Source organism: Pannonibacter sp. XCT-53 (assembly GCF_009915765.1).
In the GTDB taxonomy this organism is placed as follows: domain Bacteria; phylum Pseudomonadota; class Alphaproteobacteria; order Rhizobiales; family Stappiaceae; genus Pannonibacter; species Pannonibacter tanglangensis.
Window position 1 is genome coordinate 2,965,884 of sequence record NZ_JAABLQ010000001.1, and the last position, 26,922, is coordinate 2,992,805.

Consider the following 26,922-nt stretch of genomic DNA (forward strand, 5'->3'; position numbering starts at 1 on the left):
GGGACGCTTACTCGCCCGAATGGGCGAGCAGCGAGGCGTTGCCGCCGGAGGCTGCGGTGTTGATCGACACCACCTGCTCCAGCGCAAAGCGCTGCAGATAGGCCGGGCCGCCTGCCTTCGGGCCGGTGCCGGAGAGCCCCGAGCCGCCGAAGGGCTGCGTGCCGACGACCGCGCCGATGGTGTTGCGGTTGACGTAGACGTTGCCGACCGACAGGCGGTCGACGACGCGCTTCACCGTCGCGTCGATGCGGCTGTGCACGCCGAGGGTCAGGCCGTAGCCGGTGGCCGCAATGCTGTCGAGCATCGCGTCAAAGTCCTTGGCCTTGTAGCGCACCACATGCAGCACCGGGCCGAAGACCTCGCGGGTGAGGTCTTCCGGACGGTCGAGCATCACGATATGCGGGGCGACATAGGTGCCGCCGGACAGCGCGCCGCCGGGAACCTTGCCGGCAAACTTGATGCGGCCGAGCTTGTCCATCTGGGCAAGGTGCGACAGGATGTTGTCGCGCGCCTCGGCGTCGATCACCGGACCGATGTCCGTGGTCGTCAGGCGCGGATCGCCCAGCTCCAGCTCCCTGGCCGCCCCCTCGATCATCTCGATCAGGTGATCGGCAACATCTTCCTGCAGATAGACGAGACGCAGGGCCGAGCAGCGCTGGCCGGCCGAGCGGAAGGCCGAGGTGATGACGTCGTCGCAGACCTGTTCCGGCAGGGCCGTCGCGTCCACCAGCATGGCGTTGATGCCGCCGGTCTCGGCGATCAGCGGCACGATGGGCCCACGCTTGGTGGCAAGCGCGCCATTGATCGCCCAGGCGGTCTCGGTCGAACCGGTGAAGGCGACACCGCCGACATGCGGGTGACCGGTGAGCGCGGCGCCGACACGGCCATCGCCGGGCACGAACACGAGCGCCTCTTCCGGCACGCCGGCCTCATGCAGCATCTTCACCGCCTCGAAGGCGACGAGCGGCGTCTGCTCGGCCGGCTTGGCGACCACGGCGTTGCCGGCGACGAGCGCTGCGGCCACCTGACCAAGGAAGATGGCCAGCGGGAAGTTCCAGGGCGAGATGCAGACGAAGACGCCGCGGCCGCGCAGGCGGTAGCGGTTTTCCTCACCGGTCGGCCCCGGCATCAGCCGGCCTTCACCGAACAGGCCCCGGGCCTCGGCGGCGTAATAGCGGCAGAAGTCGACCGCCTCGCGGATCTCGGCAATACCGTCCGAGAGCGTCTTGCCGGCTTCCACGGCCAGCAGCGTCATCAGGCGGTCGCGCCTGGCTTCCATGAGGTCAGCCATCTTTTCCAGCGCGGCGGCGCGGGTCTCGACCGGGGTGCGCGACCAGCCCTCAAAGCCCTTGGCGGCAACGACCATCGCGGCAGAGGCGAGGGATACGTCCGCCTCGATCACTTCCCCGACGACCAGGCTGCCGTCGATGGGCGAGCGCAGCGGACGGGCAGCGCCGGTGGCCTCGTGGCCGGGAACCAGCGGGCGGGCCGTGCCGGCCGGCAGGCCGACGGCCGCCATGCCGGCCAGGAGCTGCTGCCGCTCGGCAGCATGGCCAAGCTCGAGACCGGCAGAGTTGGCGCGCGAGCTGCCGTAAAGGCCTTCGGGGCGCGGAATGGAGCTGTTGCGGGCGCGGTCGCCCCCTTCGAGGATATCACCAGGACGTTGCAGCATCTGACCCACCGGGATGGAAGCGTCTCCGACGATGGAGACGAAGGAAGAATTGGCGCCGTTCTCGAGCAGGCGCCGGACGAGATAGGCGAGGAGATCCTTGTGGCCGCCGACCGGCGCATAGACGCGGCAGGGGAAGCCGTCGCGCTCGACCACGGACTTGTAGAGGCTCTCGCCCATGCCATGCAGGCGCTGGAACTCGTAGCCGCCCTGGTTGCCGGCCATTTCCTGGATCTGGGCAACGGTAAGGGCGTTGTGCGTGGCAAACTGCGGGTAGAGCACATCGCGCGCGGCCAGCATGCGGCGGGCGCAGGCGAGATAGGACAGGTCCGTCGCCGCCTTGCGGGAGAAGACCGGATAGTCGGCAAGGCCGCGCTCCTGCGCGCGCTTCACTTCCGTATCCCAGTAGGCGCCCTTGACGAGGCGCACCATCAGGCGGCGGTTGTGCAGGCGGGCCAGGTCAATCAGCCAGTCGATGACCTCGCGGCCGCGCTTCTGGTAGGCCTGCACCGCAAGGCCGAAGCCGTCCCAGCCGTCCAGCACGGGATGCGCGACGATGGCGGCGATGAGGTCGAGCGAGATCTCGAGCCGGTCGGCCTCTTCCGCGTCGATGGTGAAGTTGAGATTGTAGCCGCGGGCCATCTTCACGAGGTCGAGGACCTTCGGCAGCAGCTCGGTCTCGACGCGCTTGCCCTTGGTCGCCTCGTAGCGCGGATGCAGGGCCGACAGCTTGACGGAGATGCCCGGACGGTCCGGCAGCGGCTTGTCGCCGGCGGCCTTGCCGATGGCCTCGATGGCGTCGGCATAGGAGCGGAAATAGCGGTCGGCGTCGTCCTGGGTACGCGCGCCTTCGCCGAGCATGTCATAGGAGAAACGGTAGCCCTTCGGCTCCTGGCCGCTGGCGCGCGACAGGGCCTTGGAAATGGTCTCGCCCAGAACGAACTGGTGGCCGAGCAGGCGCATCGCCTGCTTGGTGGCGGTGCGCACCGCCGGCATGCCGAGGCGCTTGACCAGCGAGGCCAGGATGGTGTCCGGCGTATCGCCCGGGTGCAGCAGGCGCGAGGTGATGCCCAGCGCCCAGGACGAGGCGGACACCAGCCAGGTGTCGGACTTCATGCCGTCGCCTTCGCCAAACTTGGCAGCAGCCAGCTTGTCCTCGATCAGCTTGTCGGCGGTCGCCGCATCCGGCACGCGCAGCAGCGCCTCGGCCAGCACCATCATGGCAAGGCCTTCGCGGGTGGTCAGACCAAACTCGCGCATGAAGTCCTCGACACCGCCAAGGCCCGAGCGCGTGGCGCGCATGGTCTGGATGTAGTCGGTGGCCTTGGCGTCGATGCGGGATTCCGCATCCGGCGACAGCCGCGTTTCGGCCAGCATGCGCTTGACGAGATCGGCATCCTCCGGCGCGAAGTCGGACCGGAAGGGAGCGGTGGATTCGAGGGCGTTGAGGGCGTTGACCGACTGCACGGGGATTCTCCGCTTTCACCGCCGAAAAACCGGCGGCAACCTGATTTTCCGCGAAGATACCAGCGGTTATGCCTTCTTTTCCGGGTATTTTGGGCCTATTCTCCGAAAAAACAAATTTTGAAGGGCGTCATGACCGACAATTCCCCGGATCTTGACCGGATCGACCGAAAGATCCTCGGCGTGCTGCAGACCGACGGTCGCATCACCACCACCGATCTGGCCGACAAGGTGGGGCTTTCGCCCACTGCCACCGCCGACCGGATGAAGCGCCTGATCCGCGACGGCTACATCCTGCGCTTCACGGCGGAGCTGAACCCGCAGAAGCTGAACCTGTCGCTGCTGGTCTTTGTCGAGGTGAAGCTGGACAAGACGACGGCGGACGTCTTCGACGCCTTCGCCGCCGCCGTTTCGCGGTCTCCGGAGGTGCTGGAATGCCATATGGTGGCCGGCGGCTTCGATTATCTGGTGAAGAGTAGGGTGCGGGACATGACGCATTACCGGCAGTTTCTCGCCGAGGTGATCCTCAACCTGCCCGGCGTGCGCGAAACCCACACCTATGCGGTGATGGAGGACGTGAAGGACACGCATGTGCTTCCCATCTGAGCCGGCGCGTGCCAGCGTCACGGAGCTGTGTGTTGACCGTCATCGAGGCGGCACGGCACCAAGTCTTTCAGCAAAGATGATGCAGGTTCAGGGAGTTGTTTCGATGCAGGTGATCCGCCGCCGGTTCTTGCAGGGCCTTGCCGCCGTCTCCCTCGTGGCGGTCCTGGCGACGGGCCCCACCCTCGCGGCCGGGCCGGACGACTGGGCCGGCATCAAGGAGGACGCAAAGGGCCAGACCGTCTATTTCCACGCCTGGGGCGGCGAGCCGCGCATCAACGCCTATATCGACTGGGTCGCCGGCGAGCTGAAAGAGCAGTATGGCGTGACGCTGGAACACGTGAAGGTCGATGACACCGCCAATGTGGTCGCGCGGGTGCTGGCCGAGAAGACCGCCGGCAAGACCAGTGGCGGCGCGGTGGATCTCGTCTGGATCAACGGCGAGAACTTCGCGGCCATGAAGCGGGAAGGCCTGCTGCAGGCCGGGGCCTGGGCCGAACGCCTGCCGAACTGGGCGCTGGTCGATGTCGAGGGCAAGCCGACCGTGCGGCGCGACTTCGGCGTGCCGACCGACGGGCTGGAAAGCCCCTGGGGCATGGCGAAGCTGGTGTTCATGCATGACAGCGCAAGACTGGCCGAAGCCCCGGCCTCGCTGCAGGCGCTGGCCGAGTTTGCCAAGGCGAACCCGGGACGCTTCACCTATCCGCAGCCGCCGAACTTCCATGGCTCGACCTTCCTGAAACAGGCGCTGGCCACCCTGATCGACGATCCTGCACGTCTGCAGCAGCCGGTTGATCCGGCACGGTTCGACGCCGATACGGCCAAGCTCTTCGCCTGGCTGGACGCGCTGCACCCGCATCTGTGGCGCAGCGGACGGGCCTTCCCGGCCTCGGCAGCCGCACTGCGCCAGCTGCTTGCCGATGGCGAGATCGACATCGCCTTCAGCTTCAATCCGGGCGATGCCTCGGCCGCGATTGCAGCCGGCGAACTGCCGGACACGGTGCGCAGCTTCGTGCTGGAGGGCGGCACCATCGGCAACACCCATTTCGTCGCCATTCCCTTCAACAGCTCGGCCTCGGCCGGGGCCAAGGTGGTGGCGAATTTCCTGCTGTCGCCCGAGGCCCAGGCGCGCAAGGAGGATCCGGCAGTCTGGGGCGACCCGACCGTGCTGGACGTGGCGGCCCTGCCGGACGCCGACAGGGCCCGGTTTGCCGCCATCGACCGGGGCGCAGCCGGTCTTGGCCCCGAAGCGCTCGGACCGACGCTGCCGGAGCCGCATCCGAGCTGGATGGACGCGCTCGAGGCGGCCTGGGCCAAGCGTTACGGCGTGCAGTGAGGCTGCGGCCGGTTCCCGGTCTCGTTGCCCTGGTCCTGGCGGGTCCGATCGCGCTCGGCCTGGTCTGGACGGGCCTGCCAGCGCTCGGCATCCTGCCGGCGGCCGGTGCCACCGGCCCGTCGCTTGCGCCCTTCGCACAGTTGCTGGAGACCCCGGGGCTGGCACGCTCCGTCCTCCTCAGCCTCGGCACCGGGCTCGCGGCCACGGCCCTGTCGCTGGCGCTGGTGCTCGTGCTCCTCGCCGGATGGCTGGACAGCGCGCCGTTCACCGGCCTGCGCCGGCTGCTGTCGCCGCTTCTGGCGGTGCCGCATGCCGCTGCCGCCCTCGGCCTGGCGCTGGTCATCGCGCCCTCGGGCCTGCTGATCCGTCTGGCAGCCCCCTTCGATGCAGATCTGGCCCGACCGCCGGACTGGCTGATCCTGCAAGACCCGCTCGGCCTCTCGCTGGTGCTCGGGCTGGTGCTGAAGGAAGTGCCCTTCCTTCTGCTGATGGCCCTGGCCGGTCTCAACCAGATCGACGCACAGCCCCGGATGCGGCTGGCACAGAGCCTTGGCTATGGCCGGGTTGCCGGCTTCTGCCTCGCGGTCGCACCGCCGCTCTATCGCCAGATGCGGCTGCCCGTGCTGGCCGTGCTCGCCTTCTCGACATCGGTCGTCGACATGGCGCTCATCCTGGGCCCCACCTTGCCGCCGACGCTGGCGGTGCAGGTGACACGCTGGATGGGTGATCCGGACCTGGCCTTGCGCCTGAAGGGAGCCGCCGGCGCGGTGCTGCAGCTCGGGGTCAGCCTTGCCGCCATCGCGGTCTGTATCGCAGGGGAACGCCTTGCCGCACGCCTCTGGCGGACCCTGGGCAGCCGGGGCGTGCGGGCCCGCAAGGACGGGATCGTGCGGGGCACGGTGCTGGTCCTGGTGGCCGCGCTCGCCCTGTTGGCGCTGGCAGGGCTTGCGGCTCTCGTCCTGTGGTCGGTCGCCGCCGGCTGGCGCTATCCCGACCTCCTGCCGTCCCGGATCGTCGCCACCCATTGGCTGCAGGCAGCCCCCGACCTTGGCACGGCCATCAGCACCACGCTGGCCGCCGGCCTCGCTGCAAGCCTTGTGGCGGGCGTCCTGGTCGTTGCGCTGCTGCAGGACCGGCAGGGGGAAGAAAAGGACGCGGGCCACGACGCAGAGCGGGCGGATGGCCGCGCGTCCCGCTGGCTGGACCGGCTGATGTTCCTGCCGCTTCTGGTGCCGCAGGTCGCGTTCCTGTTCGGGCTGCAGGTGCTGTTCCTCGACATCGGCCTCGACGGCAGCCTGCCGGCGGTGATGCTTGCGCATCTGGTCTTCGTGCTGCCTTATGTCTTCCTGTCGCTGCGCGATCCCTGGTCGGCGCTCGACCCGCGGTTCGAGCAGGTCGCCACGAGCCTTGGCGCCAGTCGCGCACGCGTGTTCTGGCGGATCCGGCTGCCGCTGATGCTGCCGGCACTGGCGACGGCGCTGGCGCTTGGACTGGCCGTGTCGGTGAGCCTCTATCTGCCGACCCTGCTGATCGGCGGGGGGCGGGTGGTGACCCTGACGACCGAGGCCGTGGCGCTGGCCAGCGGCGGCAACCGGCCTCTCATCGCCGTGCATGCGCTGATGCAGCTGCTGCTGCCCTGCCTTGCCTTTGCCGCCGCCGCGCTGGCCCCGCGCCTGCTGCTGCCCCGTCTTCATGGCCGGAGACCGACCTGATGCCGCACGCCCCCATTGCTGCCTCCGCTGGCGCTGCCCCCACTGGCGCTGCCGCTCCTGCCCGGCCCGGCCCGCTCCGCTTGCAGGATGTCTGCCTGACGCTGGCCGGACGGCCGCTGGTGCGGCTGGACCGGGAGATCGCAAGCGGCGAGGTGCTGACGGTCATGGGCGCATCGGGCAGCGGAAAGTCGAGCCTGCTGCTCGCCCTGGCGGGTTTCGTGCGGCCGCCCTTCGCGCTGGCCGGACGGATCCTGCTCGGCGCGCGGGACCTGACGGGCGCGCCGCCGCAGGAGCGGCGGATGGGCCTGATGTTTCAGGCGCCGCTGCTGTTTCCGCACATGAGCGTCGGCGAGAACCTGCTGTTCGGGCTGACCGGCGGCGGCAGCCGCGCCGACCGGCGCCGGCAGGTGGAGGCGGCCCTTGCGGACGCCGGCCTGGAGGGCTTTGCGGACCGGTCGCCCGACACGCTGTCGGGAGGGCAGCAGTCGCGCGTCGCGCTGCTCCGGGTGCTGCTGTCGCAGCCGCAGGCCCTGCTGCTGGACGAACCCTTCTCGGCCCTCGACGCCGGGACCCGGGACGGCATCCGGCGCCTGGTGTTCACGGCCGCCCGGTCGGCCGGGCTGCCGGTGGTGCTGGTGACGCATGATCCGCAGGATGCGGCCGCCGCCGGCGGACCGGTGATCACGCTGGAGGGCTGACTGCTAGTCGGCGGCGTCCGCCGGCTCGGCCTGCAGCAGGCCATACTGCTCGATGCCGATGCGCGAGATCAGTTCGAGCTGGCTCTCGAGGAAATCGATATGGGCTTCCTCGTCGGCCAGAAGGTCCTCGAACAGCTTCTGGGTGACGTAATCCGCCGCATCCCGGCAGACCTCGCGGGCTTCGCGGTAGAGCGCACGGGCGGCATATTCGCCGGCGAGATCACATTCCACGACTTCCTTCAGCGACTGGCCGATGCGCAGGGGGTCCAGCGTCTGCAGGTTGGGCAGGCCCTCGAGGAAGATGATCCGCTCGATCAGCCGGTCCGCGTGCTGCATCTCCTCGATGGATTCCTCGCGCTCCTTGCGGGCCAGCCGGGAAAAGCCCCAGTCGTCGAGAAGGCGGTTGTGCAGCCAGTACTGGTTGACGGCGGTCAGCTCGTGGCGCAGCGCGCGGTTGAGATATTCGATGACCTTGACGTCGCCCTTCATGCCTGTCTCTCCCTGATCCTGTTCCGACGACATAGCGCCGGCGACGCGTTTGTTCCAGAGCCCCGCCGGCCTCAGGGCGTCTTGTCACACGGCTTCTGGTGGATGATGTCGATGACATTGGGGAAACAGCCGCCACAGCGCGGCCGGCAGCCAAGCTTGCGGAACACGGCGCCCGGCGTGGGCAGCCGCGCATCGGGGTCGGAGCGCATTTCCTCCGCAGCCTCGCGCAGCTGCTTGTCGGAGAGTACGTTGCACGAACAGATGATCATTGCCTGGTCTTGTTATCCGCAGCGCCCTTGCACCGGCCCCTGTCCGCTGCCAAGTCTGTCATAGAATGACCGCGCGGCATAAACTAAAGTTTCGTCTCCGAGTCAACTTTATCTGAGCCTCCCCGCCCCTCCTCCTGCAAGAGACCGCCCGATGTCCGATCCCCATGCGCCTGCCTCCACTCCCGCCCAGGACCCGCGTCCCGCCATCGTGTTGACCGGTGCGAGCCGTGGCATCGGCCATGCAACCGTGAAGAAGTTCTCCGCCGAAGGCTGGCGCGTCATCACCTGCTCGCGCCATGCCTTCTCGACCAAATGCCCCTGGCCATCCGGACCCGAGGATCATATCCAGATAGATCTTTCCGATCCGGAAAACCTCGGCTACGCGGTGCAGGAAATCCGCCGCCGGCTGGAGGCCAACGGCTCCAGGCTGCAGGCGCTGGTCAACAACGCCGGCATCAGCCCCAAGGACGACGGCGGCAAGCGGCTCGACAGCCTGTCCACGCCGATGCACATCTGGCGGCACGTGTTCCAGGTGAATTTCTTCGCACCCATCATGCTGGCACGCGGCCTGTTCAAGGAGCTGGAGGCCGCCCGGGGCTCCATCGTCAACGTGACCTCGATCGCCGGCATGCGCGTCCACCCCTTCGCCGGCACCGCCTATGCCACGTCGAAGGCGGCGCTCGCGGCGCTGACGCGGGAAATGGCGGCCGACTTCGGCCCGCACGGCATCCGCGTGAATGCCATCGCCCCCGGCGAGATCGACACCTCGATCCTGTCGCCGGGGACCGAGAAGCTGATCAGCGACATTCCGCTGCGCCGGCTCGGACAGCCGAGCGAAGTGGCGGACACAATCCACTTCCTGTGCAGCGCGCCTTCGGCCTATGTCACCGGCGCGGAGATCCACATCAACGGCGGCCAGCATGTGTAGCAATCATGATCGTCATTTTTGACAGTATTGATTGATCGCATTCGCGTTTTCAGGCCGCCGCAAGCGACGGAGATGAAGGAATTCACGGCGCTGTGATCAGGAATTAAGTGATTCACCTGACATTAATTTGATCGGCTCACCATACGGTACAACCGATCTCATTGATGAGTTGCGCCATGAAATCCCTGTTCTCCCGCCTGTCGATTGCCTCCGTCATGTCAGCGACTTCGGCGACACTCGTGATCCTGTCGCTGCTGGTTGTGGGCGTGATCGTCCACTTCTTCATGACGGAGAAGGCGCTGCGGATGGCGGTGCACGAGCAGAACACGAGCCTGCGCGTCGCCGCCACCATCCTGGAGCGCGACGTGCCGGGGCTGAAGGTCCGCTGGGGCCGCGACGGCTCGGTCGAGCGCATCGAGGCAGAAAGCCTCCCTGCCTTCGACAACCACACGATGATCGACACGGTGGGACGCATGACCGGCGACACGGCGACCCTGTTCGCCTGGGATCCGGCCCAGCAGGACTACGTGCGCAAGACCACGAACATCGTCAAGCCGGACGGCACCCGCGCGGTGGGCACGCCGCTCGGCAAGACCGGCGCGGTCTATCCGGTTGTTGTCCGCGGGCAGACGTTCCAGGGTGAGGCCGTGATCCTCGGCAAGCCCTATTTCGCGATCTACCAGCCGATCGTGTCCGCGAGCAACCAGCCGATCGGCCTGCTTTATGCCGGGGTCGAGCGCGGCAGCATCATGGCGGGCGTGAACGAGACGATGTCTGGCCTTGCGATGGCAACCGTGCCGGTGATCCTGGTCGTCATCGGCGTCACAGCCCTGCTGACGCGTCGCCTGCTGCGCCCGGTCACGGAGCTGGCGCGGACGACCGAGCAGATCGCGGACGACATGCTGGAAGTCACGATCCCCTACGTCGAGCGCAACGACCAGGTCGGCGTGATGGCGAAGGCCGTGGCCACCCTGAAGATCAAGTCGATGGAACGTCGGGACCTGGCAACCGCCCAGGAGGCCGCCGAGGCCGAGCGGACAGACCGGCAGAACCGGACCATGGCACTGATCGGCGAATTCCGGGCCAGCATCCGCACGCAGCTTGCAAGCGTGGCCGAGACCGCCGGCAGCCTGACAACCACGGCACAGGCCCTGACCGAGATCGCCCGCGGCAGCGCCGGGCACGCGACGGAAACGCAGCAGGCAACCAGCGAGGCGTCCGGCAATGTCCAGACCGTGGCCAGCGCCGCAGAGGAACTGGCCGCGTCGATCGGCGAGATCCGCCGTCAGGTGTCCCAGACCGCCACGGTCGTGGAGAAGGCAACCCAGGGCACCCGCATCACCAACGAGAAGGTCGAGGGGCTTGCGGCCTCCGCTGCCAAGATCGGCGAGGTGGTGACCCTCATCCAGGCCATTGCCGAACAGACCAACCTGCTCGCGCTGAACGCCACCATCGAGGCCGCCCGCGCGGGCGAGGCCGGCAAGGGCTTCGCCGTGGTCGCGGCGGAGGTCAAGGAACTGGCCAACCAGACCTCCAAGGCCACCGAAGAGATCTCGGCCCAGATCTCGGCGATCCAGTCTGCGACGGAGGATTCCGTCAGCGCCATCGCCGCCATCACGCGCACGATGGAGGAGGTGAACAGCTACACGAACGCGATCGCCTCCGCCGTCGAGCAGCAGGGCGCCGCAACGACGGAAATCTCGCGCAACGTGCAGCAGGCTGCCCGCGGAACAACTGCGGTCTCGGGCAGTGTGCAGCAGCTCGGCAAGGCGGTGGACGATACGGCGCGGTCCGCGGAACAGGTTCTGACGGCGTCCGACACACTGTCCCGCCGGACGAGTGACCTGCGGCAGGAGATTGACGGCTTCCTCCAGGATGTGGCGGCCGCCTGACCTGCCCAACCGAATCGGCAAAGGCCGGTCGGCGCCCCGCGCCGGCCGGCCTTTTCGTATGGAGCCGTGCCGAACGTATGACCCCGACGGACATGCCATTTCTGTCAGGACTACCGCAGAGACAGCAACGTCAAATTTGACTATAATAAAATATAGTTGAAGCAAAAAACATCATTTCTGATAGAAAAAATCGTACGGTAAAATACTTATTTCCAATTTATTAATTTGGTTCACAATCCATTAACCATAATTTTCATAGCGTCGGATACTTCACGGAGGAAGGTCCGATGACAACGGCACTGAACCGACTAGGCATTGTTACCGTCATTTCTGCAGCAAGCTCGCTTCTGCTCGTCCTGTCGCTGCTCACGGTGGGCGGCATCATGTACCGGATCGTATCGGCCGCCGCCGAGCAGCGCGCCGAGGACGAGAAGGCCAAGGATCTCGCCGCAGCCGCCTTGCTGATGGCACGCGACCATCCGGCCATTCAGATCACCTGGACGGCGGACGGCAGTCTGGCGCGGATCGCGGTTGACACCCTGCCGGACATGTCCTCCAGCGGACTGGTTGATGACCTCAGCCGGATCACTGGTGGTACGATGACGATCTTCAAATGGGACCCGACCGCTGCGGACTTCATCCGCGTGGCCACCAGCGTGGTCGACGCGAGCGGGCGCCGGGCCGTCGGCACGCCGCTGGGACGCAACAGCGACGCCTATGCCAGCGTCGCACGGGGCGAACCGTTCTCCGGCGAGGTGACGATCCTCGGCACGGACTACCTTGCCAACTACTTTCCCCTCACCGCGTCCAACGGCATGCCCGTGGGACTTGTCGCCGTGGCAACGGCCAAGCACAAGCTGACCGCGACGGTCTACGAGACGCTGCAGACCCTGGCCCTGACGCTGCTGCCGCTTGTCGCTGTGGTCCTGTGCGTCACGGTGGCCCTGACCCGCATCCTGTTGCGTCCGGTCACGCAGCTGGCGAATGTCACCGGCGAGATCGCGGCCGACCGGCTGGAACAGTCCATCCCCTTCACCGAGCGCAGCGACCAGATCGGCGTGCTGGCCAAGGCTGTACAGACCCTGCGCGAACGGGCCATGGAACGTCACCGGCTGGCGGCCGAGCAGCAACGCGCCACCGCGGTCGAGCAGCAGCGCCAGGCCCGGATCCAGGCCCTCGTTGACGGCTTCCGCTCGACCGTGCAGACGATGCTGGGCGCGGTCGCCGATACCGGCAAGAGCATGATGGAGACGGCGCAGACGCTGACCGAAATCGCCGGCGACAGCTCGCGGCGGGCGCTGGAGACCATGTCGGCCTCCGAGGAATCCAGCACCAACGTGCAGAACGTGGCTAGCGCCTCGGAAGAACTGGCCGCCTCGATCGGGGAAATCCGGCGGCAGGTGACCCAGACGGCGACGATCGTCGCCCAGGCCAGCGAAGGCACGCGGGTTACGAACGAGAAGGTGTCCGGTCTGGCTGCCTCCGCCAGCAAGATCGGCGAGGTGGTGACCCTCATCCAGGCGATTGCCGCCCAGACCAACCTGCTGGCGCTGAATGCCACCATCGAGGCAGCCCGCGCCGGCGAGGCCGGCAAGGGCTTCGCGGTCGTGGCTGCGGAAGTGAAGGAGCTGGCCAACCAGACGGCGCGGGCCACCGAGGAGATCGGCACGCAGATCTCCGCGATCCAGGGCGCGACCAACGAGGCCGTCACCGCAATTTCCGCGATCACGCGCACGATCGACAACGTGAACGAATACACCAACGCCATTGCGGTCGCCGTGCAGCAGCAGGGCGCGGCCACCGACGAGATCACCCGCAACGTGCAGGAAGCGGCAAAGGGAACCAACGCAGCTTCCGAGAACACGGCCGTCCTGTCGAAGGCGGTGGACAAGACCGCAAGGTCGGCAGAACTCGTGCTCGATGCCGCCGGGACCCTGTCCGACCGCTCCAAGACCCTGCGGGAAGAAATCGACGACTTCCTTGCCCAGGTGGCCGCCGCCTGACCGAATCAGATCGACAGACGGCGGCGCGCCCTGCCGTCTGTTCTACCTTTGCGGAATTTCACTGCAAGGAAACACTTCCAGATTGTAGGGGCGATGCCTGCAGCGCAGGATTACTTTTTTTCAACGAAATGCGACATGTGAAACCGGTTTAGTGTTCGCTTAACCGGTGCGGGCGGCAAGATCCTTCCATGTTTTCAACGGGGGATCGGCACGTGAATATCACCCAGCGTAAGATTTCAATCGGCTATCGTCTTTATGGATTGCTTTTCCTGTTTGCCCTCGGCCTTGCCGGCCTGATGGGCGTCGAATCCTGGCGTCAGTCGCAGAGCCTGACCGAGCTGAAGCAGGCCGAGCTGCAGAGCCTGACCGAAACGGCCATCGGCGTGCTGGCAGATCATTACAAGATGGCGCAGGAGGGCAAGCTCAGCACCGACGAGGCGCGCGAGCGCGCCTTCGACGTCCTGCGCGCCATGCGCTACGGCGGCGGCAACTACTTCGTCGTGCAGAGCATGGGGCCGGGCTATCCGGTGGTGATGCACCCGGCCCGGCCGGACCTGGTCGGCACGGACCAGACGAAGCTGGCCGACGCGAACGGCAAGCTGTTTGCCAAGGAGATGGGCGATCTGGCGCAACGCGTCGGCAAGGGCACGGTGGAGTATGTCTGGCCGAAGGCCGGCAGCGACACGCCGGTCGGCAAGATCTCCTATTTCGAAGCCTTCCGCCCCTGGAACATGTTCGTGCTGACCGGCGTCTACATGGATGACCTGTCGGCGATCTTCTGGGCCGACTTCCGCACCCGGCTCGGCCTCGACGTGGCCCTGCTGACCGTCCTCGCCGGCGTCGCCTTCCTGATCGTGCGCTCGATCACCCGGCCGCTGCAAGCACTGCAGCAGAGCATGCAGGCCCTGGCCGATGGCGGCGTGGACATCACCGTGCCGGGCCTCGACCGCGGTGACGAGATCGGCGACATGAGCCGGACCGTGGCCGTGTTCCAGGCCAACGCCCGGGAACGCAACCAGCTGCAGGCAGCCCAGGCCGGCGAGCAGACGGCGCAGCTGGAGCGGCAGGCCCGCGTCGAGGCAGCCATCCGCGACTTCCGCAGCACCGTCGATCAGCTGCTGTCGGCCGTCGGCGAAAGCACGCGGGACATGGAGGCGACCGCCGGCACCCTGACCGGCATCGCGCGCGAGTCCTCCGAGCGCACCACCACCGCCGCCAGCGCCTCGACCGAGGCGTCCAGCAACGTCCAGTCGGTGGCCAGTGCCGCCGAGGAACTGTCCGCGTCGATCGCCGAGATCAGCGGCCAGGTGGCACGCACCAGCCAGATCGTGGCCAAGGCGACCCAGAGCACGCTGGTGACAAACCAGAAGGTCTCCTCGCTTGCCCAGGCCGCCAACAAGATCGGCGAGGTCGTGACACTGATCCAGGCCATCGCGGAGCAGACCAACCTGCTCGCCCTCAATGCCACGATCGAGGCTGCCCGCGCCGGCGATGCGGGACGCGGCTTCGCGGTCGTCGCGGCGGAGGTGAAGGAACTGGCCAACCAGACCTCGAAGGCAACCGAAGAGATCGGCTCGCAGATCTCCGCCATCCAGGCCTCGACCGGCGAGGCGGTGCAGGCAATCCAGGAGATCGCCCAGACCATGCAGACCGTCGACGGGTACACGGCCGAGATCGCGGCATCCGTCGAGCAGCAGGGCGCGGCCACGAACGAGATCAGCCACAATGTCCAGCAGGCCACCCAGGGCACGATGGACGTGTCGCAGGACATCCATCGTCTGGCCGCATCGGTCAACCAGACCAGTGAAGCGGCAGGACAGGTCCTGACCGCCTCCAGCCGGGTCAGCGAGCAGACCGACCGCCTGCGGGCAGCCTTCGACCGATTCGTCGGGTCAGTGTCTGCCGCCTGAGACCTTTCGACCGAACATGACGCGGACAGGGCCCTTCGGGGCCCTTTCTTTTTTGTGCAACGCAAAAAATCTCGTTGCCGAACCGGAAAGCCGGACACGTCCGCGGACGCTACGGAAATGGTCATTTATGCCAATGACAATATTTCTCTTAACTTGCTAAGCTTTCAAATGTGACAACTCCGTAACGGCAGCAAGATACAACCTGTTAAGCCATTCATGGGAGAAAGAATCAGAGTTAACGTGTCATCTCTACTTTATACGAGGCAAGTATGACTAGATTCGTTCGGATGTTTAACAACATTCGCCTGTTTTACAAGGTCTCCGGCGGATTCTTCTCGATTTTGCTTCTGATGGGCGCCATTGGTGTAACGGCGATCTACACGCTGGCCAGTCTTTCGCAGCGCAGCGAAATCTCGGATCGGGCCCTGACCTCGATCACCGACCTGCAGAGCCTGTCGGCGGACCGGGAGGCCTTCCTGCGCCAGCCGGGCACGCAAGCCGCTGCAGACGTCACGGCCAGCCTCGGGGCGCTGGAGACCACCTTGTCCGGCCTTGCGGCAAAGCTTGCGGGCGATCCGGACGCGCTCGCCAGCGTTGAAGCCGCCCGGACCAAGGTTGCCGCCTTCGGCACGACTTTCGCCGCCGTGCAGGCCGACAGCCAGGCCGTGGCCGACAAGCTCAAGGTCGTGGACCAGGCGACCGCACAGCTCGACAGCCTGACCCGGACCATCGGCAACGAGCTGCAGCGCCAGCAGCGCGATGCCGCCGATGCCTCTGTCCTTGCCGAGGCCGCGCAGAACGACCTGCGCAAGCTGGGGCGGACCGGTGCCGAGCTGCAGGCCCAGATCGACCTGCTGCTGCCGATGTTCGGCCGGGGTTCCGAGTTCAAGCTCGGCGACATCACGCCAGAGCTTCGGGCGCAGATCGAGGCCTCGCTTGCAAAGATCAACGCGGACACTGCGCGCCTCGCCGGCTCGCGTCTGAAGGTGCTGCCGGAGGCAGACGGCGTGGCGATGACCCGGACTGCGGAGACGCTGGGCACGCTGCTGCCGGCCATGCTGGACGAGACCAACCTGTTCAACCGCATGGGCCAGAAGAAGGACGTGGCCGACCGGCTGGCCAGCCTGGCGACCCAGACGACGGATGCCCGTTTCAAGATCTATGCCGCACTGGACGAAGCCCTGAACGCGTCGAACCTGATGCAGCAGAAGCTGGCGGACCTGACGACGATCGGCCAGCAGGCGCTGGAGATCGCCAGTTCCATCTCGACGGTGAAGAACGGCACCACCAGCTTCCTCACCGGCATGGGCGACGTGGCCCCGGACGCAGTGGAAGCCGAGATCGACATGCTGGGCATGCATGCCATGCAGCTTGACGGCGCCAGCCAGCACGTGCCGGCTGCCGCCGACGCGATTGTCGCGATGCCGCAGGCGCTGGACACCTATGCCGCTGCCTTTGCCGCCATCCGCACCGCGAAGGCGGACCTCGAAACCAACCGGGCCGAACTCGACCGGCTGACGCTGGCGCTGCAGGACACGGCGACCGGCCTCGCGCGCGGCCAGTCGGCCGCAAACCGGGCAGCCGGCGAGATGGCGGTGACCACCATCGCGGTCGCCGTGGTGGCGGCCGGCCTGCTCGGTCTGGGCCTCGCCTTCAGCCTCAACCTCGCGATCACCCGACCGATCCGCTCCATGACCGCCACCATGCGCCGGCTGGCGACCGGGGACACGGCGACGGAGGTGCAGGGGCTCGACCGCGCCGACGAGATCGGCGACATGGGCCGGGCCGTGCAGGTGTTCAAGGACAATGCGCTGGAACGCATGCGCCTCGAGGCCCGCACCCAGACCGAAACGGAGGCGCAGCGCCGGCGTCAGGAAACCATCGAGCGGCTGATCGCGGAATTCCGCACCACGGCCCGCGACCTGATCGGCTCGGTCGAGGGGACCGCGCAGGGGCTCGGCTCGACGGCCCGGTCACTGACCGACATCGCCAAGACCAGCGCCGTGCGGGCCGACGAGGCCGAGACCGCTGCCGGCGCGGCCACGGGCAGCGTGGACAGCGTGGCCGGAGCGGCCGAGCAGCTCGCCGCCTCGATCAACGAGATCGGCGAGCAGGTGTCGCGCACGACCCGGATCGTCAACGAGGCGACGGTCGGCACCCGCGAGACGAATGCCAAGGTCGCGAGCCTTGCAGCCGCAGCCGAGAAGATCGGTGAGGTGGTCACCCTGATCCAGAGCATCGCGGCCCAGACGAACCTGCTTGCGCTCAACGCCACGATCGAGGCGGCACGCGCCGGCGAGGCGGGCCGCGGCTTTGCCGTGGTCGCTGCCGAGGTGAAGGAACTGGCCAACCAGACCTCGCGCGCCACCGAGGACATCTCGACACAGATCTCGGCCATCCAGCAGGCGACGGAGGACTCCGCCCATGCCATCGGCGAGATCACGCGGGTGATGGATCAGGTCAACGACTACACCGGGTCGATTGCCTCGGCCGTGACCGAGCAGAGCGCGGCAACCTCCAACATCTCGCAGAACGTGCGGGTGGCGGCTGCAGGCACCACCTCGGTCTCGAGCAACGTCAGCGTGCTGGCCAAGGCCGTGGACGAGACGGCCCGGTCGGCCGAAATGGTGCTGTCGGCCTCCAGCGACCTGAATGGCAAGACCCAGCACCTGCGGCAGGAGGTGGACCGGTTCCTCTCCGCCGTGGCCGCAGCCTGAGACAAGAGGGCGCGAGGGCCGGGCACCCGGAGCGGGGCACGCGGGCACTTCGGCCCTCCGGCTCCTTGCCGGGCCTCCCCGCTCCGTCTGCGCCTCTCGGCCGTCCTCCGGGGGCCGTCCCCGACGAGATCCGGACAGAAAAAAGGCCCGGGCCTGCGCGAGCGGGACCCGGGCCTGCGCCTGTCATCGGGGTCGGTCGTCCGATGCGATCGGCTCGGTGAGCCGGATCAGGCGTTCACGTCAGACAGCCGGTTCAGGCGGCAGCAACCGCCCGCTTGGCCATCACCGTCACCAGATTGGCGCGATACTCGGCCGAACCATGGATGTCGGAGAGCATCTCGCCGGCATCGACGGAGATGCCGGCCACCGCGTCGGCCGACCAGTTGGCCGCCAGTGCGCGCTCCATGGCCTCGACGCGGAAGACGCCGTTCTGGCCGGCTCCGGTGGCCGCGACGCGGACGGAACCATCCTTGAAGCGGGCGACGAAGACGCCAGCCATGGCATAGCGCGAGGCCGGGTTCGGATACTTGGCATAGGCCGACTTCTCCGGCACCGGGAAGCTGATCGCCGTGATGATCTCGTGTTCCTCCAGGGCGGTGTCGAACATCCCGGTGAAATAGTCGTCGGCAGCGATCTCGCGGCGGTTGGTGTGGATCGTGGCCCCCAGGGCCAGAACGGCCGACGGATAGTCTGCCGCCGGGTCATTGTTGGCAACGGAGCCACCGATGGTGCCCATGTGGCGCACATGCGGATCGCCGATGCCACCGGCAAGCCGGGCAAGGCCGGGGATCAGCCGCTGGACCAGCGCGGAGGCTGCCACGTCGGCATGCCTGGTCCCTGCCCCGATACGCAGGTGGCCACCGGTCTCGGAGATGCCCTGCATCTCGGCCACCTGGCCGAGGTCGATGACATCGCTTGGCGCAGCGAGGCGCTGCTTCATGGTCGGGATCAGGGTCTGGCCCCCGGCCAGATACTTGCCGTCGTCCGCCCCCGCCATGAGGCTGGCGGCCTCGGCGACCGTCGCGGCGCGGTGATAGGTGGTCTCGTACATCGTGTTGGTGCTCCCTGAAGGAAAGCGTGAAGGACGCAGGGACCGGGCACCGCCACCCTGGCGGCGCCCCGGTCCCCGTCTCGGATCACTCGGCCGCCATCGCGCGGCGGTTGGCCTGGATCGCCTGCCACACCCGCTCGGGCGTGGCGGGCATGGCGAGGTCACGGATGCCGAGTGCGTCGGTGATGGCGTTGATGACCGCAGGCGGCGACCCGATGGCCCCGGCCTCGCCGCAGCCCTTCATGCCGAGCGGGTTGCCCGGGCAGATGGTCTCCGTCGTCATCAGCGTGTAGGACGGTACGTCGTCGGCACGCGGCATGGCGTAGTCCATGAAGGAGCCCGTCAGCAGCTGGCCGCCCTCGTCATAGGCCGCGTTTTCGAGCAGCGCCTGGCCGATGCCCTGGGTGAGGCCACCGTGCACCTGGCCCTCGACGATCATCGGGTTGATGATCTTGCCGAAGTCGTCAGCCGCGACGAAGTTGATGATCTCGGTCTTGCCGGTTTCCGGATCGACCTCGACCTCGCAGACATAGGTCCCGGCCGGGAAGGTGAAGTTGGACGGATCGTAGAAGGCGCCTTCCTTGAGGCCCGGCTCCATGCCGGCCGGCAGGTTGTGGGCCGTGTAGGCGGCGAGCGCCACCTGGAAGAACGGCAGCGCCTTGTCGGTGCCGGCCACCTTCAGCTGACCGCCCTCGAACACGACGTCCCCTTCGGCCGCCTCCATCAGATGGGCGGCGATCTTCTTGGCCTTGGCCTCGACCTTGTCGAGGGCCTTGACGATGGCCGACATGCCGACCGCGCCGGAGCGCGAGCCGTAGGTGCCCATGCCGAACTGCACCTTGTCGGTATCGCCGTGGACGATCGAGACGGTGTCGGTGTCGACACCGAAGCGGTCCGCCACCAGCTGGGCGAAGGTGGTCTCGTGACCCTGGCCATGGCTGTGCGAGCCGGTCAGGACCTCGATGGTGCCAACCGGATTGACGCGCACCTCGGCCGATTCCCAGAGACCGACGCCGGCCCCCAGCGAGCCCACCGCCGCCGACGGCGCGATGCCGCAGGCCTCGATGTAGCAGGAGAAGCCGATGCCGCGCAGCTTGCCCCGGCGGGCAGCCTCGGCCTTGCGGGCCGGGAAGCCGGCGTAATCGACCGCCTTCAGGGCCGCATCCAGCGTCGCATCATAGTCGCCGGCGTCATAGCACATGATCACCGGGGTCTGGTGCGGGAAGGAGCGGATGAAGTTGCGACGGCGGAACTCGGCCGGGTCGAGCCCGACCTCGCGTGCCGCCGTCTCCATGATGCGCTCGATCAGGTAGGTCGCCTCCGGACGGCCGGCACCGCGATAGGCATCAACCGGCGTGGTGTTGGTGTAGACCGCCTTCACGTTGCAGAAGATCGACGGGATGTCGTACTGGCCCGACAGCAGGGTGGCGTAGAGATAGGTCGGCACGGACGACGAGAACAGCGACATGTAGGCGCCGAGGTTCGCCACCGTGTTGACGCGCAGGCCGATGATCCGGTGGTTGGCGTCCAGCGCCAGCTCGGCCTCGGAGCGGTGGTCACGGCCATGGGCGTCGGTGAGGAAGGCCTCGGTGCGGTCACAGACCCACTTCACCGGACGGCCGACCCGCTTGGAGGCCCACAGGCAGACCATCTCTTCCGGGTAGATGTAGATCTTGGATCCGAAGCCGCCGCCCACGTCCGGGGCGATGACGCGCAGCTTGTGCTCGGGCGCGATGTTGTAGAAGGCCGACAGCACGAGGCGGGCCACATGCGGGTTCTGCGAGGTGGTGTGGAGCGTGAAGTGCTCCTCGGCCGCGTCATAGTCAGCCAGCGCCGCACGCGGTTCCATCGGGTTGGGCACCAGACGGTTGTTGGTGATGTCGAGCCTGGTGACATGGGCTGCCCTGGCAAAGGCAGCGTTGGTGGCCGCCTCGTCGCCGATGACCCAGTCATAGATCAGGTTGCCCGGGGCCTCCGGGTGCAGCTGCGGCGCGCCCGGCTGCAGCGCCGCGACCGGATCGACGACGACCGGCAACTCCTCGTAGGACACGACCACCGCCTCCGCGGCATCGCGCGCCTGGCCCTGGGTCTCGGCAATGACCACGGCCACGGCCTGGCCGGCATAGCGCACGGTCTCCGGCTCGAGCGCACGCCAGGCGCCCATCTTCATCGGCGAGCCATCCCGCGAATGGATCATCCAGCCGCAGATCAGGTTGCCGACGCCGTCACCCACGATCTGCTCGCCGGTGAGCACGGCCTCGACGCCCGGCATCTCCAGCGCGGCGCTGGCGTCGATGCCGGTGACGCGGGCATGGGCATGCGGCGAGCGGACGAAGGCCGCATAGGTCATGCGCGGCGCGGTCATGTCATCCGTGTACCGGCCCTTGCCGGTGATGAAGCGCTTGTCTTCCTTGCGCAGGGCGCGAGCCCCGATGCCTTGAACTCCCATGGATGGTCTCCCTCAGGCAACATCTTGTGCCGATCCGGTCCGGTCGGGGCCGCCTCCTCACGGCGCTGGTCCGACCTTCCGGCTCTGAAGTCACGGGCCCGCGCGGTGCGCGGACCGGGCGGATCGTCCGCGTTACTCGGCCGCCGTGCGCAGGCCGGCCATCTGGTCGGCCGCTGCCTTGATGGCCTTGACGATGTTGTGGTAGCCGGTGCAGCGGCAGATGTTGCCTTCCAGCTCGTGGCGGATGGTCGCCTCGTCCAGATTGGCGCCATGGCGCTGGATCATGTCGACGGCGGCCATGATCATGCCGGGGGTGCAGAAGCCGCACTGCAGGCCATGGTGCTCGCGGAAGGCGGCCTGTACCGGGTGCAGCTCCGGACCGTTGGCCAGCCCCTCGATCGTCGTCACCGTGGCACCGTCGGCCTGGGCCGCGAGCATGGTGCAGGACTTCACTGCCTTGCCGTTCACATGCACCACGCAGGCGCCGCATTGCGACGTGTCGCACCCGACATGGGTGCCGGTCAGGCCCTGCGCCTCGCGCAGGTAGTGAACGAGCAGGGTCCGGTGCTCGACATCCGCCGAGACCTTCTTGCCGTTCACGGTCATGGTCACTCTTGCCATCATGTTCCTCCCTCACGTCTGCCCGTGCGGATCGCGTCGCCGCCGGGCAGGATTGTCCGTCATCAGCTTGCGCCGGTCAGCTGCCCAGGGCGAGCAGGGCAATCACCGCCGCCAGCGCGAGAAGGCCCCACATCACGGGGCCTCCGAAACTTCCTTTCGCCGCAGCGACCTCCACCTTCTCCTCGGCATCGACCACCGCCTTCTCGATGCGCTGCTCGACATCCGAGGCCGCATGCACGACCGCCTCGCCCGCCCGGGTCATGGCCAGGGTGCCGGCCTCCTGCAGCACGGCGAAATCCGGATCGTCGTTCTCCTCGACCCTGGAGCGGGCCGCGGCAGAGGCGCCGGCAACGAGTTCTGAGAACTTGCCGAAGAAGTCGTCGGCCATCTTTCGGGCGGTGGAATCAATCAGCCGGCTGCCGAGCTGCGCGAGCTTGCCGCCGACCTGGGCCCGGGCCGTGTAGGTCAGGATCGTGCCGTCGCCGTCCTCGACCAGACGCACATCCGCCCCCCCTTGGCAAAGCCGGCCACGCCGCCCTTGCCTTCGCCCGAAATCGTGTAGCTCTCGGGCGGGTTCATGTTCTCGAGGGTGACGACCCCGGTGAAGCGGGCCTTGACCGGACCGATCTTCGAGGTGACGGCCGCCGTCATCTCTGTCGGCGAGGTCATCTCGAGGCTTTCGCAGCCGGGAATGCAGGCCTTCAGCACCTCGGGATCGTTGAGGGCGTTCCACACATCGTTGCGTGGCGCCGGAATGCGGTATTCGCCCGACATGTCCATGGCGTGCTCGGCCTCCCTCGTTTGGCCCCGGCACGACCGGGGCACGCACAGGCCGAAGGATCGTTTCTCCGGCCGGGCCGGACAGAGACGATCGCCGCAGGCGTGTGCGACGGCGGTGGATCACCGCCAGATTGTCGAAGCCTGATGCGTCTGACAAGCCTGATGACGGGCGGTCGGCTCCCTCCGATCCGGAGCCGGACTGCGTCCCTCGCCTGACTGCCGCGGGCCTCCTCCTGCCCTCACACCAGATCCGACGAGCCAGACTGTGCCGCAACGGCCTGCAGGCGCAACGCCCGCATGCCGCAGCATGACGGCCTTATGTCTCACCCGTGAGACAGAGCCTCTGACTGGCCCCAGACTGCGCCCAGACTGGGAGCAGACTTGGCCAAGACTGGGACCAGGGTCGCAACCCGATCGGGCGCCCGCGCCGGCCGGGTCAGCCCTCGACGCCCAGCGCGGCCATCTTGCGATACATGGTGGCCCGGCTGATGCCGAGATCGCGGGCGGCGGCCGACACGTTGCCCCGGGCCCGGGCAAGCGCCCGGCGCAGGGCGGCGCGGTCGGATCCGCGCCCCTCGCCCTCGCGTTCTCCCAGATAGGGTGCCGCCGCAGGCGCGCTGGACAGAACGGCATCCGTCAGGTCGAGAGCGCGGCGGGCGTGCCGGGTCGCACCGACGATGATGTCGTCGGCATCGAGCGCCAGCAGCGAAACGCCGGCGGCACCGTGGCCGTCGGCAACGACGATGCGACAGCCGGCATAGGCGGCGCGGAACAGGTCGCTCTCGACCGCCCTTGCGCCTTCGGCAACGATCAGCCCGAGCATCTGGGCAAAGGGCAGCTCGAGATCACGGCGGCAGCTGGAGAGATCGAGCACGCCGGCCATCTGGCCATGCGGATCGAAGATCGGCGCCCCCATGCAGCTCATCGAGGTGTTGTCGGCGCGGAAATGCTGGTCCTGGTGGATGACAACCGGCCGGCGCTCGGCCGCACAGGTGCCGATGCCGTTGGTGCCTTCCATCGCCTCGCTCCAGACCGCACCGGCGGTCAGGCCCCAGCTGTCGAAGTCCCGCGCATCGCCGGCGGCGCGGCGGCCTTCGAGGATCAGGCCGTCGGCATCGGTGAGCACCACGGAGCAGCCGGTGGTGCCGAGCGTGGTGTAGAGCCGCTCGAGTGTGGGCAGGGCGACGCGGATCAGCGCCTCCGAGCGCTCCCGGGCCTGGCGCAGCGAAGCCTCCTCGACGCGGTGCGCCGACCGGCGGCTGGCCGGATCAAGACCATGGTAGACCATCGAGCGCCGCCAGGAGGCTGCTATTCCCGATGTCGCTGCACAGACCTTGCTGTTGACCGCCTCGGCCACGCGTTCGGCGTGGCTGCGTCCACGTGATGGACTGCCAAGCATGCGCCTCTCCTCCCGACGCAGGGTTTGTCCCCCGCTTCTCTCGCCTTATATGCTAGGCGAACAAATCCGGTCGGGATTGTCAAAACCTTTCGCATGTCCGCACGAAGATGCCATTCACAAGCGCGTGGACAGCGGAAACGCGGTCGGCCGATTGACCGGCGCGGCGGCCCGTCCTAATGGCTGTCCTTCAGGTTTCCTCCGTCGATTGAAAAGGTCGCACCGTGCCAGACACGCCGGCTTCCGCCGTTTCCCCATCCTGCCCCCTGCCGAAGCCCGGCACGCCTCCCCTGCAGCGCTGGCCGCTGGTCCTGGAGACACGGGGCTGGAAGGACTACGCGCTGCTCGACATGGGCCGCGGCCAGAAGCTGGAACGCTATGGCCGTTTCACCGTGGTGCGCCCGGAGCCGCAGGCGATGGGAACACCGCGCCTGAAGCCGGCCGTCTGGGAGCGGGCCGACGCGGTCTTCACCGGCGACGTGGACGAGGAAGGCCCCGGCCGCTGGAAGTTTGCCGGCAGCGTGCCCGAGACCTGGGAAATGGCCTATGGGCCGGCGCGCTACCTAGGCCGCTTCATGTCCTTCCGCCATGTCGGCGTGTTCCCCGAACAGGCTCCGCACTGGGACTGGGTGATGGACCAGGTGCGTGCGGCCAAGGCCGCCGAGCCGGACCGTCCGGTCAAGGTGCTCAACCTGTTCGGCTACACCGGCCTTGCCTCGTTGCTTCCGGCCGCGGCCGGGGCGCAGGTGACCCATGTCGATGCCTCCAAGAAGGCCATTGCCTATGCCCGCGAAAACCAGGACCTCTCGGGCCTGAACGATCTGCCGATCCGCTGGATCCTCGAGGACGCGAGCAAGTTCGTGGCCCGGGAAGTGCGCCGCGGCAGCACCTATGACGGCATCATCCTTGATCCGCCGAAGTATGGCCGCGGCCCGAAGGGCGAGGTGTGGGACCTGTTCGTGAACTTGCCCGAGATGCTGGACATGCTGCGCCAGCTGCTGTCGCCCAACGCGCTGTTCATGATCCTGACCGCCTATGCCATCCGCGCCTCGTTCCTGTCCGTGCATGAGCTGATGGCCGAGACGCTGTCCAGGCAGGGCGGCCTGCTGGAATCGGGCGAACTGGTCATCCGCGAGGAGAACGGCCCGCGCGCCCTCTCCACCTCCCTCTTTTCCCGCTGGAGCGGCGCATGAGCGAAACCTCCCGTCCGCGCGCCGGCGCGGTGAAGCAGATCACCAGCCACTCCAACCCGATCATCAAGGACATCAAGGGCCTGGTGGCGCTGCGCAAGCACCGGACCCAGACCGGCCTGTTCGTGGCCGAGGGGCTGAAGCTGGCCACCGACGCGCTCGCCGCCGGCTGGACGGTGCGCTATCTCGCCATCGGTCCAGAGGCGCGCGACAACCCGGTGGCGCAGAAAGCCGCCGCTACGGCCAAGGCACGCGGGGCGCTGATCCTCGAGGTCAACACGCCGATCCTCGAGGCGATCACGCGCAAGGACAATCCGCAGATGGTGGTCGGCGTCTACGAGCAGCAGATGACGCCGCTCGAGGCCATCGATCCGCGCGCATCGACCGTCTGGATCGCCCTCGACCGGGTGCGGGATCCCGGCAACCTCGGCACGATCATCCGGACCGCCGATGCCGTGGGCGCGTCGGGCGTCATCCTCATCGGTGACTGCACCGATCCCTTCGCGGTGGAAGCGGTGCGCGCGACCATGGGCTCGCTGTTCCATGTGCCGCTGGTCAAGACGAGCCCGGAGGCCTTCAAGGCCTTCGTCACCCGCTGGCCGGGCACCGTGGTGGCGACGCATCTGGAAGGCTCGGTCGACTACCGGACCGTCGACTACACCGAGCCGGCGCTGCTGGTGATGGGCAACGAGCAGCAGGGCCTGTCAGCAGACCTCGCCGCTGCCTGCAAGACGCTGGTGCGCATCCCGCAGGCCGGGCAGGCCGACAGCCTCAATCTCGCTGTCGCCACGGGCATTGCGCTTTATGAAATCCGCCGCAAGCATCTCGCCCTATAACGGGGTCAGTGATCAGACTTTCGCAGCAGGAGCCTTGGCATGCGTCTTTTCGTCTTCGGCGTCGGGTTTTCGTCCCGCGCCTTCATCGAACGGGTGAAGCCCCGGTTCGAGTGGATTGGCGGCACGACGCGGTCGCAGGACAAGGCCGAGCGGTTGCGGGCCATGGGCGTCGAGCCTTTCCTGTTTGACGGCACCGCGCCGGGCGCCGGCATTGCCGCCGCGCTGGCAAGCGCCACCCATGTGCTGTTGTCGATCGGGCCGGACGAGGCCGGCGATCCGGCGCTCGTGCACCATGGCCGCGACATCGCCGCCGGCCGGCCCGAGTGGATCGGCTATCTGTCGACCGTCGGCGTCTATGGCGACCACGACGGGGCCTGGGTCGACGAGGAGACCCCGTGCAAGCCGGTGTCGACGCGCTCGGTGCAGCGCGTCGAGGCGGAGAACGCCTGGCTTGCCTTCGGCCGGGAAGCGGACCTGCCGGTGCAGATCTTCCGCCTGTCAGGCATCTACGGCCCCGGGCGCAACGCCTTCGAGAACCTCAAGAAGGGCACGGCGAAACGGCTGATCAAGCCGGGGCAGGTGTTCAACCGCATCCATGTCGCCGACATCGCCGGCGCACTGGAAGCCTCGATGGCCCGGCCACGCACGCGCATCTTCAACGTCACCGACGACGAGCCCTGCCCGCCGCAGGACGTGGTCACCCATGCGGCCGAACTGATGGGCGTGACGCCGCCGCCGGAGCAGGACTTCGCCACCGCGGAGCTGTCGCCCATGGCGCGCTCGTTCTACGGCGAGAACAAGCGCGTCGCGAACGCGCGCGTGAAGGAGGAACTGGGCTACCGGTTCCAGTTCCCGAACTACCGGGTCGCGCTCGCGGCGCTGAAGGCGGCCGGCGAGGCGGACTGATCC

At 67.6% G+C, this 26,922-nt stretch carries 19 protein-coding genes and 1 pseudogene; 12 read left to right on the forward strand and 8 right to left on the reverse strand.

The features are described from left to right. Positions 1 to 7: 7 nt before the first annotated feature. Positions 8 to 3,136: a bifunctional proline dehydrogenase/L-glutamate gamma-semialdehyde dehydrogenase PutA gene (putA, locus tag GWI72_RS13180; RefSeq protein WP_161708878.1), complete on the reverse strand. Its 3,129-nt coding sequence runs from the start codon at positions 3,134 to 3,136 to the stop codon at positions 8 to 10. A gap of 129 nt (positions 3,137 to 3,265) precedes the next feature. On the opposite strand from putA, the gene GWI72_RS13185 reads away from it, so the two are divergent. From GWI72_RS13185 to GWI72_RS13200, 4 genes are all read left to right on the forward strand, one after another. Beyond that, positions 3,266 to 3,739, forward strand: coding sequence for an Lrp/AsnC ligand binding domain-containing protein (locus GWI72_RS13185; RefSeq protein WP_161676650.1), 474 nt, complete (start codon positions 3,266 to 3,268; stop codon positions 3,737 to 3,739). Positions 3,740 to 3,842: 103 nt separating this feature from the next. After that, positions 3,843 to 5,072 (forward strand): ABC transporter substrate-binding protein, encoded by a 1,230-nt coding sequence (locus GWI72_RS13190; RefSeq protein WP_244314240.1) that lies wholly within the window; start codon positions 3,843 to 3,845, stop codon positions 5,070 to 5,072. Beyond that, positions 5,069 to 6,784 carry an ABC transporter permease subunit gene (locus tag GWI72_RS13195; protein WP_161708880.1) on the forward strand — a complete coding sequence of 572 codons (1,716 nt, stop codon included), beginning with the start codon at positions 5,069 to 5,071 and terminating at the stop codon, positions 6,782 to 6,784. The genes GWI72_RS13190 and GWI72_RS13195 overlap by 4 nt, the downstream gene beginning before the upstream one ends. Next, positions 6,784 to 7,482 carry an ATP-binding cassette domain-containing protein gene (locus tag GWI72_RS13200; RefSeq protein WP_161708881.1) on the forward strand — a complete coding sequence of 233 codons (699 nt, stop codon included), beginning with the start codon at positions 6,784 to 6,786 and terminating at the stop codon, positions 7,480 to 7,482. The genes GWI72_RS13195 and GWI72_RS13200 overlap by 1 nt, the downstream gene beginning before the upstream one ends. Before the next feature lie 3 nt (positions 7,483 to 7,485). Here GWI72_RS13200 and bfr read toward each other — a convergent pair whose 3' ends face one another. Further along, positions 7,486 to 7,971, reverse strand: a complete 486-nt coding sequence (gene bfr / locus GWI72_RS13205; RefSeq protein ID WP_161676654.1) for a bacterioferritin — start codon at positions 7,969 to 7,971, stop codon at positions 7,486 to 7,488. 71 nt (positions 7,972 to 8,042) lie between these two features. Then, positions 8,043 to 8,240, reverse strand: coding sequence for a (2Fe-2S)-binding protein (locus GWI72_RS13210; protein ID WP_161676655.1), 198 nt, complete (start codon positions 8,238 to 8,240; stop codon positions 8,043 to 8,045). Positions 8,241 to 8,391: 151 nt separating this feature from the next. On the opposite strand from GWI72_RS13210, the gene GWI72_RS13215 reads away from it, so the two are divergent. From GWI72_RS13215 to GWI72_RS13235, 5 genes are all read left to right on the forward strand, one after another. Then, the gene (locus GWI72_RS13215; RefSeq protein WP_161676656.1) at positions 8,392 to 9,168 is read left to right on the forward strand and encodes an SDR family NAD(P)-dependent oxidoreductase; all 777 of its coding nucleotides are present in this window, start codon (positions 8,392 to 8,394) and stop codon (positions 9,166 to 9,168) included. A gap of 176 nt (positions 9,169 to 9,344) precedes the next feature. Beyond that, positions 9,345 to 11,060 carry a methyl-accepting chemotaxis protein gene (locus GWI72_RS13220; RefSeq protein WP_161708882.1) on the forward strand — a complete coding sequence of 572 codons (1,716 nt, stop codon included), beginning with the start codon at positions 9,345 to 9,347 and terminating at the stop codon, positions 11,058 to 11,060. Positions 11,061 to 11,347: 287 nt separating this feature from the next. Continuing rightward, positions 11,348 to 13,063 (forward strand): methyl-accepting chemotaxis protein, encoded by a 1,716-nt coding sequence (locus GWI72_RS13225; protein ID WP_161708883.1) that lies wholly within the window; start codon positions 11,348 to 11,350, stop codon positions 13,061 to 13,063. Positions 13,064 to 13,275: 212 nt separating this feature from the next. Continuing rightward, positions 13,276 to 14,973 (forward strand): cache domain-containing protein, encoded by a 1,698-nt coding sequence (locus tag GWI72_RS13230; protein ID WP_161708884.1) that lies wholly within the window; start codon positions 13,276 to 13,278, stop codon positions 14,971 to 14,973. Between the two features lie 287 nt (positions 14,974 to 15,260). Beyond that, entirely contained in the window at positions 15,261 to 17,690 is a 2,430-nt protein-coding gene (locus GWI72_RS13235) for a methyl-accepting chemotaxis protein (RefSeq protein WP_161708885.1), read from the forward strand. Positions 17,691 to 17,943: 253 nt separating this feature from the next. Here GWI72_RS13235 and GWI72_RS13240 read toward each other — a convergent pair whose 3' ends face one another. The 5 genes and pseudogenes from GWI72_RS13240 to GWI72_RS13260 form a co-directional block, all read right to left on the reverse strand. Continuing rightward, the gene (locus GWI72_RS13240; protein WP_161676661.1) at positions 17,944 to 18,741 is read right to left on the reverse strand and encodes an FAD binding domain-containing protein; all 798 of its coding nucleotides are present in this window, start codon (positions 18,739 to 18,741) and stop codon (positions 17,944 to 17,946) included. Between the two features lie 85 nt (positions 18,742 to 18,826). Further along, a complete protein-coding gene (locus GWI72_RS13245) occupies positions 18,827 to 21,190 on the reverse strand; it encodes a xanthine dehydrogenase family protein molybdopterin-binding subunit (RefSeq protein ID WP_161676662.1) in 2,364 nt (787 codons plus the stop codon). A gap of 132 nt (positions 21,191 to 21,322) precedes the next feature. Next, positions 21,323 to 21,811, reverse strand: coding sequence for a (2Fe-2S)-binding protein (locus tag GWI72_RS13250; RefSeq protein WP_161708886.1), 489 nt, complete (start codon positions 21,809 to 21,811; stop codon positions 21,323 to 21,325). 343 nt (positions 21,812 to 22,154) lie between these two features. Beyond that, positions 22,155 to 22,591 (reverse strand): annotated as a pseudogene (locus GWI72_RS20185) (SRPBCC family protein); the annotation flags it as partial. A gap of 436 nt (positions 22,592 to 23,027) precedes the next feature. Next, a complete protein-coding gene (locus tag GWI72_RS13260; protein ID WP_161676665.1) occupies positions 23,028 to 23,990 on the reverse strand; it encodes a GAF domain-containing protein in 963 nt (320 codons plus the stop codon). A gap of 221 nt (positions 23,991 to 24,211) precedes the next feature. On the opposite strand from GWI72_RS13260, the gene GWI72_RS13265 reads away from it, so the two are divergent. Genes GWI72_RS13265 through GWI72_RS13275 form a run of 3 tightly spaced genes read left to right on the forward strand, consistent with a single transcriptional unit; the run spans position 24,212 to position 26,919 of the window. Further along, on the forward strand, positions 24,212 to 25,180 hold the full coding sequence (locus GWI72_RS13265; protein WP_348272675.1) for a class I SAM-dependent methyltransferase: 969 nt from the start codon (positions 24,212 to 24,214) through the stop codon (positions 25,178 to 25,180). After that, complete coding sequence (locus tag GWI72_RS13270; protein WP_161676666.1) at positions 25,177 to 26,013, forward strand: TrmH family RNA methyltransferase; 837 nt, start codon at positions 25,177 to 25,179, stop codon at positions 26,011 to 26,013. The genes GWI72_RS13265 and GWI72_RS13270 overlap by 4 nt, the downstream gene beginning before the upstream one ends. Positions 26,014 to 26,052: 39 nt before the next feature. After that, on the forward strand, positions 26,053 to 26,919 hold the full coding sequence (locus GWI72_RS13275; protein WP_161708887.1) for an SDR family oxidoreductase: 867 nt from the start codon (positions 26,053 to 26,055) through the stop codon (positions 26,917 to 26,919). The last annotated feature ends 3 nt before the right edge of the window (positions 26,920 to 26,922 follow it).

What these genes read in the sequence shown, in the direction of transcription:
- GWI72_RS13185 (WP_161676650.1), top strand. Translation starts at nt 3,266, where the DNA reads ATGACCGACAATTCCCCGGATCTTGACCGGATCGACCGAAAGATCCTC.
- GWI72_RS13190 (WP_244314240.1), top strand. Translation starts at nt 3,843, where the DNA reads ATGCAGGTGATCCGCCGCCGGTTCTTGCAGGGCCTTGCCGCCGTCTCC.
- GWI72_RS13200 (WP_161708881.1), top strand. Translation starts at nt 6,784, where the DNA reads ATGCCGCACGCCCCCATTGCTGCCTCCGCTGGCGCTGCCCCCACTGGC.
- bfr (WP_161676654.1), bottom strand. Translation starts at nt 7,971, where the DNA reads ATGAAGGGCGACGTCAAGGTCATCGAATATCTCAACCGCGCGCTGCGC.
- GWI72_RS13210 (WP_161676655.1), bottom strand. Translation starts at nt 8,240, where the DNA reads ATGATCATCTGTTCGTGCAACGTACTCTCCGACAAGCAGCTGCGCGAG.
- GWI72_RS13215 (WP_161676656.1), top strand. Translation starts at nt 8,392, where the DNA reads ATGTCCGATCCCCATGCGCCTGCCTCCACTCCCGCCCAGGACCCGCGT.
- GWI72_RS13220 (WP_161708882.1), top strand. Translation starts at nt 9,345, where the DNA reads ATGAAATCCCTGTTCTCCCGCCTGTCGATTGCCTCCGTCATGTCAGCG.
- GWI72_RS13225 (WP_161708883.1), top strand. Translation starts at nt 11,348, where the DNA reads ATGACAACGGCACTGAACCGACTAGGCATTGTTACCGTCATTTCTGCA.
- GWI72_RS13235 (WP_161708885.1), top strand. Translation starts at nt 15,261, where the DNA reads ATGTTTAACAACATTCGCCTGTTTTACAAGGTCTCCGGCGGATTCTTC.
- GWI72_RS13240 (WP_161676661.1), bottom strand. Translation starts at nt 18,741, where the DNA reads ATGTACGAGACCACCTATCACCGCGCCGCGACGGTCGCCGAGGCCGCC.
- GWI72_RS13245 (WP_161676662.1), bottom strand. Translation starts at nt 21,190, where the DNA reads ATGGGAGTTCAAGGCATCGGGGCTCGCGCCCTGCGCAAGGAAGACAAG.
- GWI72_RS13250 (WP_161708886.1), bottom strand. Translation starts at nt 21,811, where the DNA reads ATGGCAAGAGTGACCATGACCGTGAACGGCAAGAAGGTCTCGGCGGAT.
- GWI72_RS13260 (WP_161676665.1), bottom strand. Translation starts at nt 23,990, where the DNA reads ATGCTTGGCAGTCCATCACGTGGACGCAGCCACGCCGAACGCGTGGCC.
- GWI72_RS13270 (WP_161676666.1), top strand. Translation starts at nt 25,177, where the DNA reads ATGAGCGAAACCTCCCGTCCGCGCGCCGGCGCGGTGAAGCAGATCACC.
- GWI72_RS13275 (WP_161708887.1), top strand. Translation starts at nt 26,053, where the DNA reads ATGCGTCTTTTCGTCTTCGGCGTCGGGTTTTCGTCCCGCGCCTTCATC.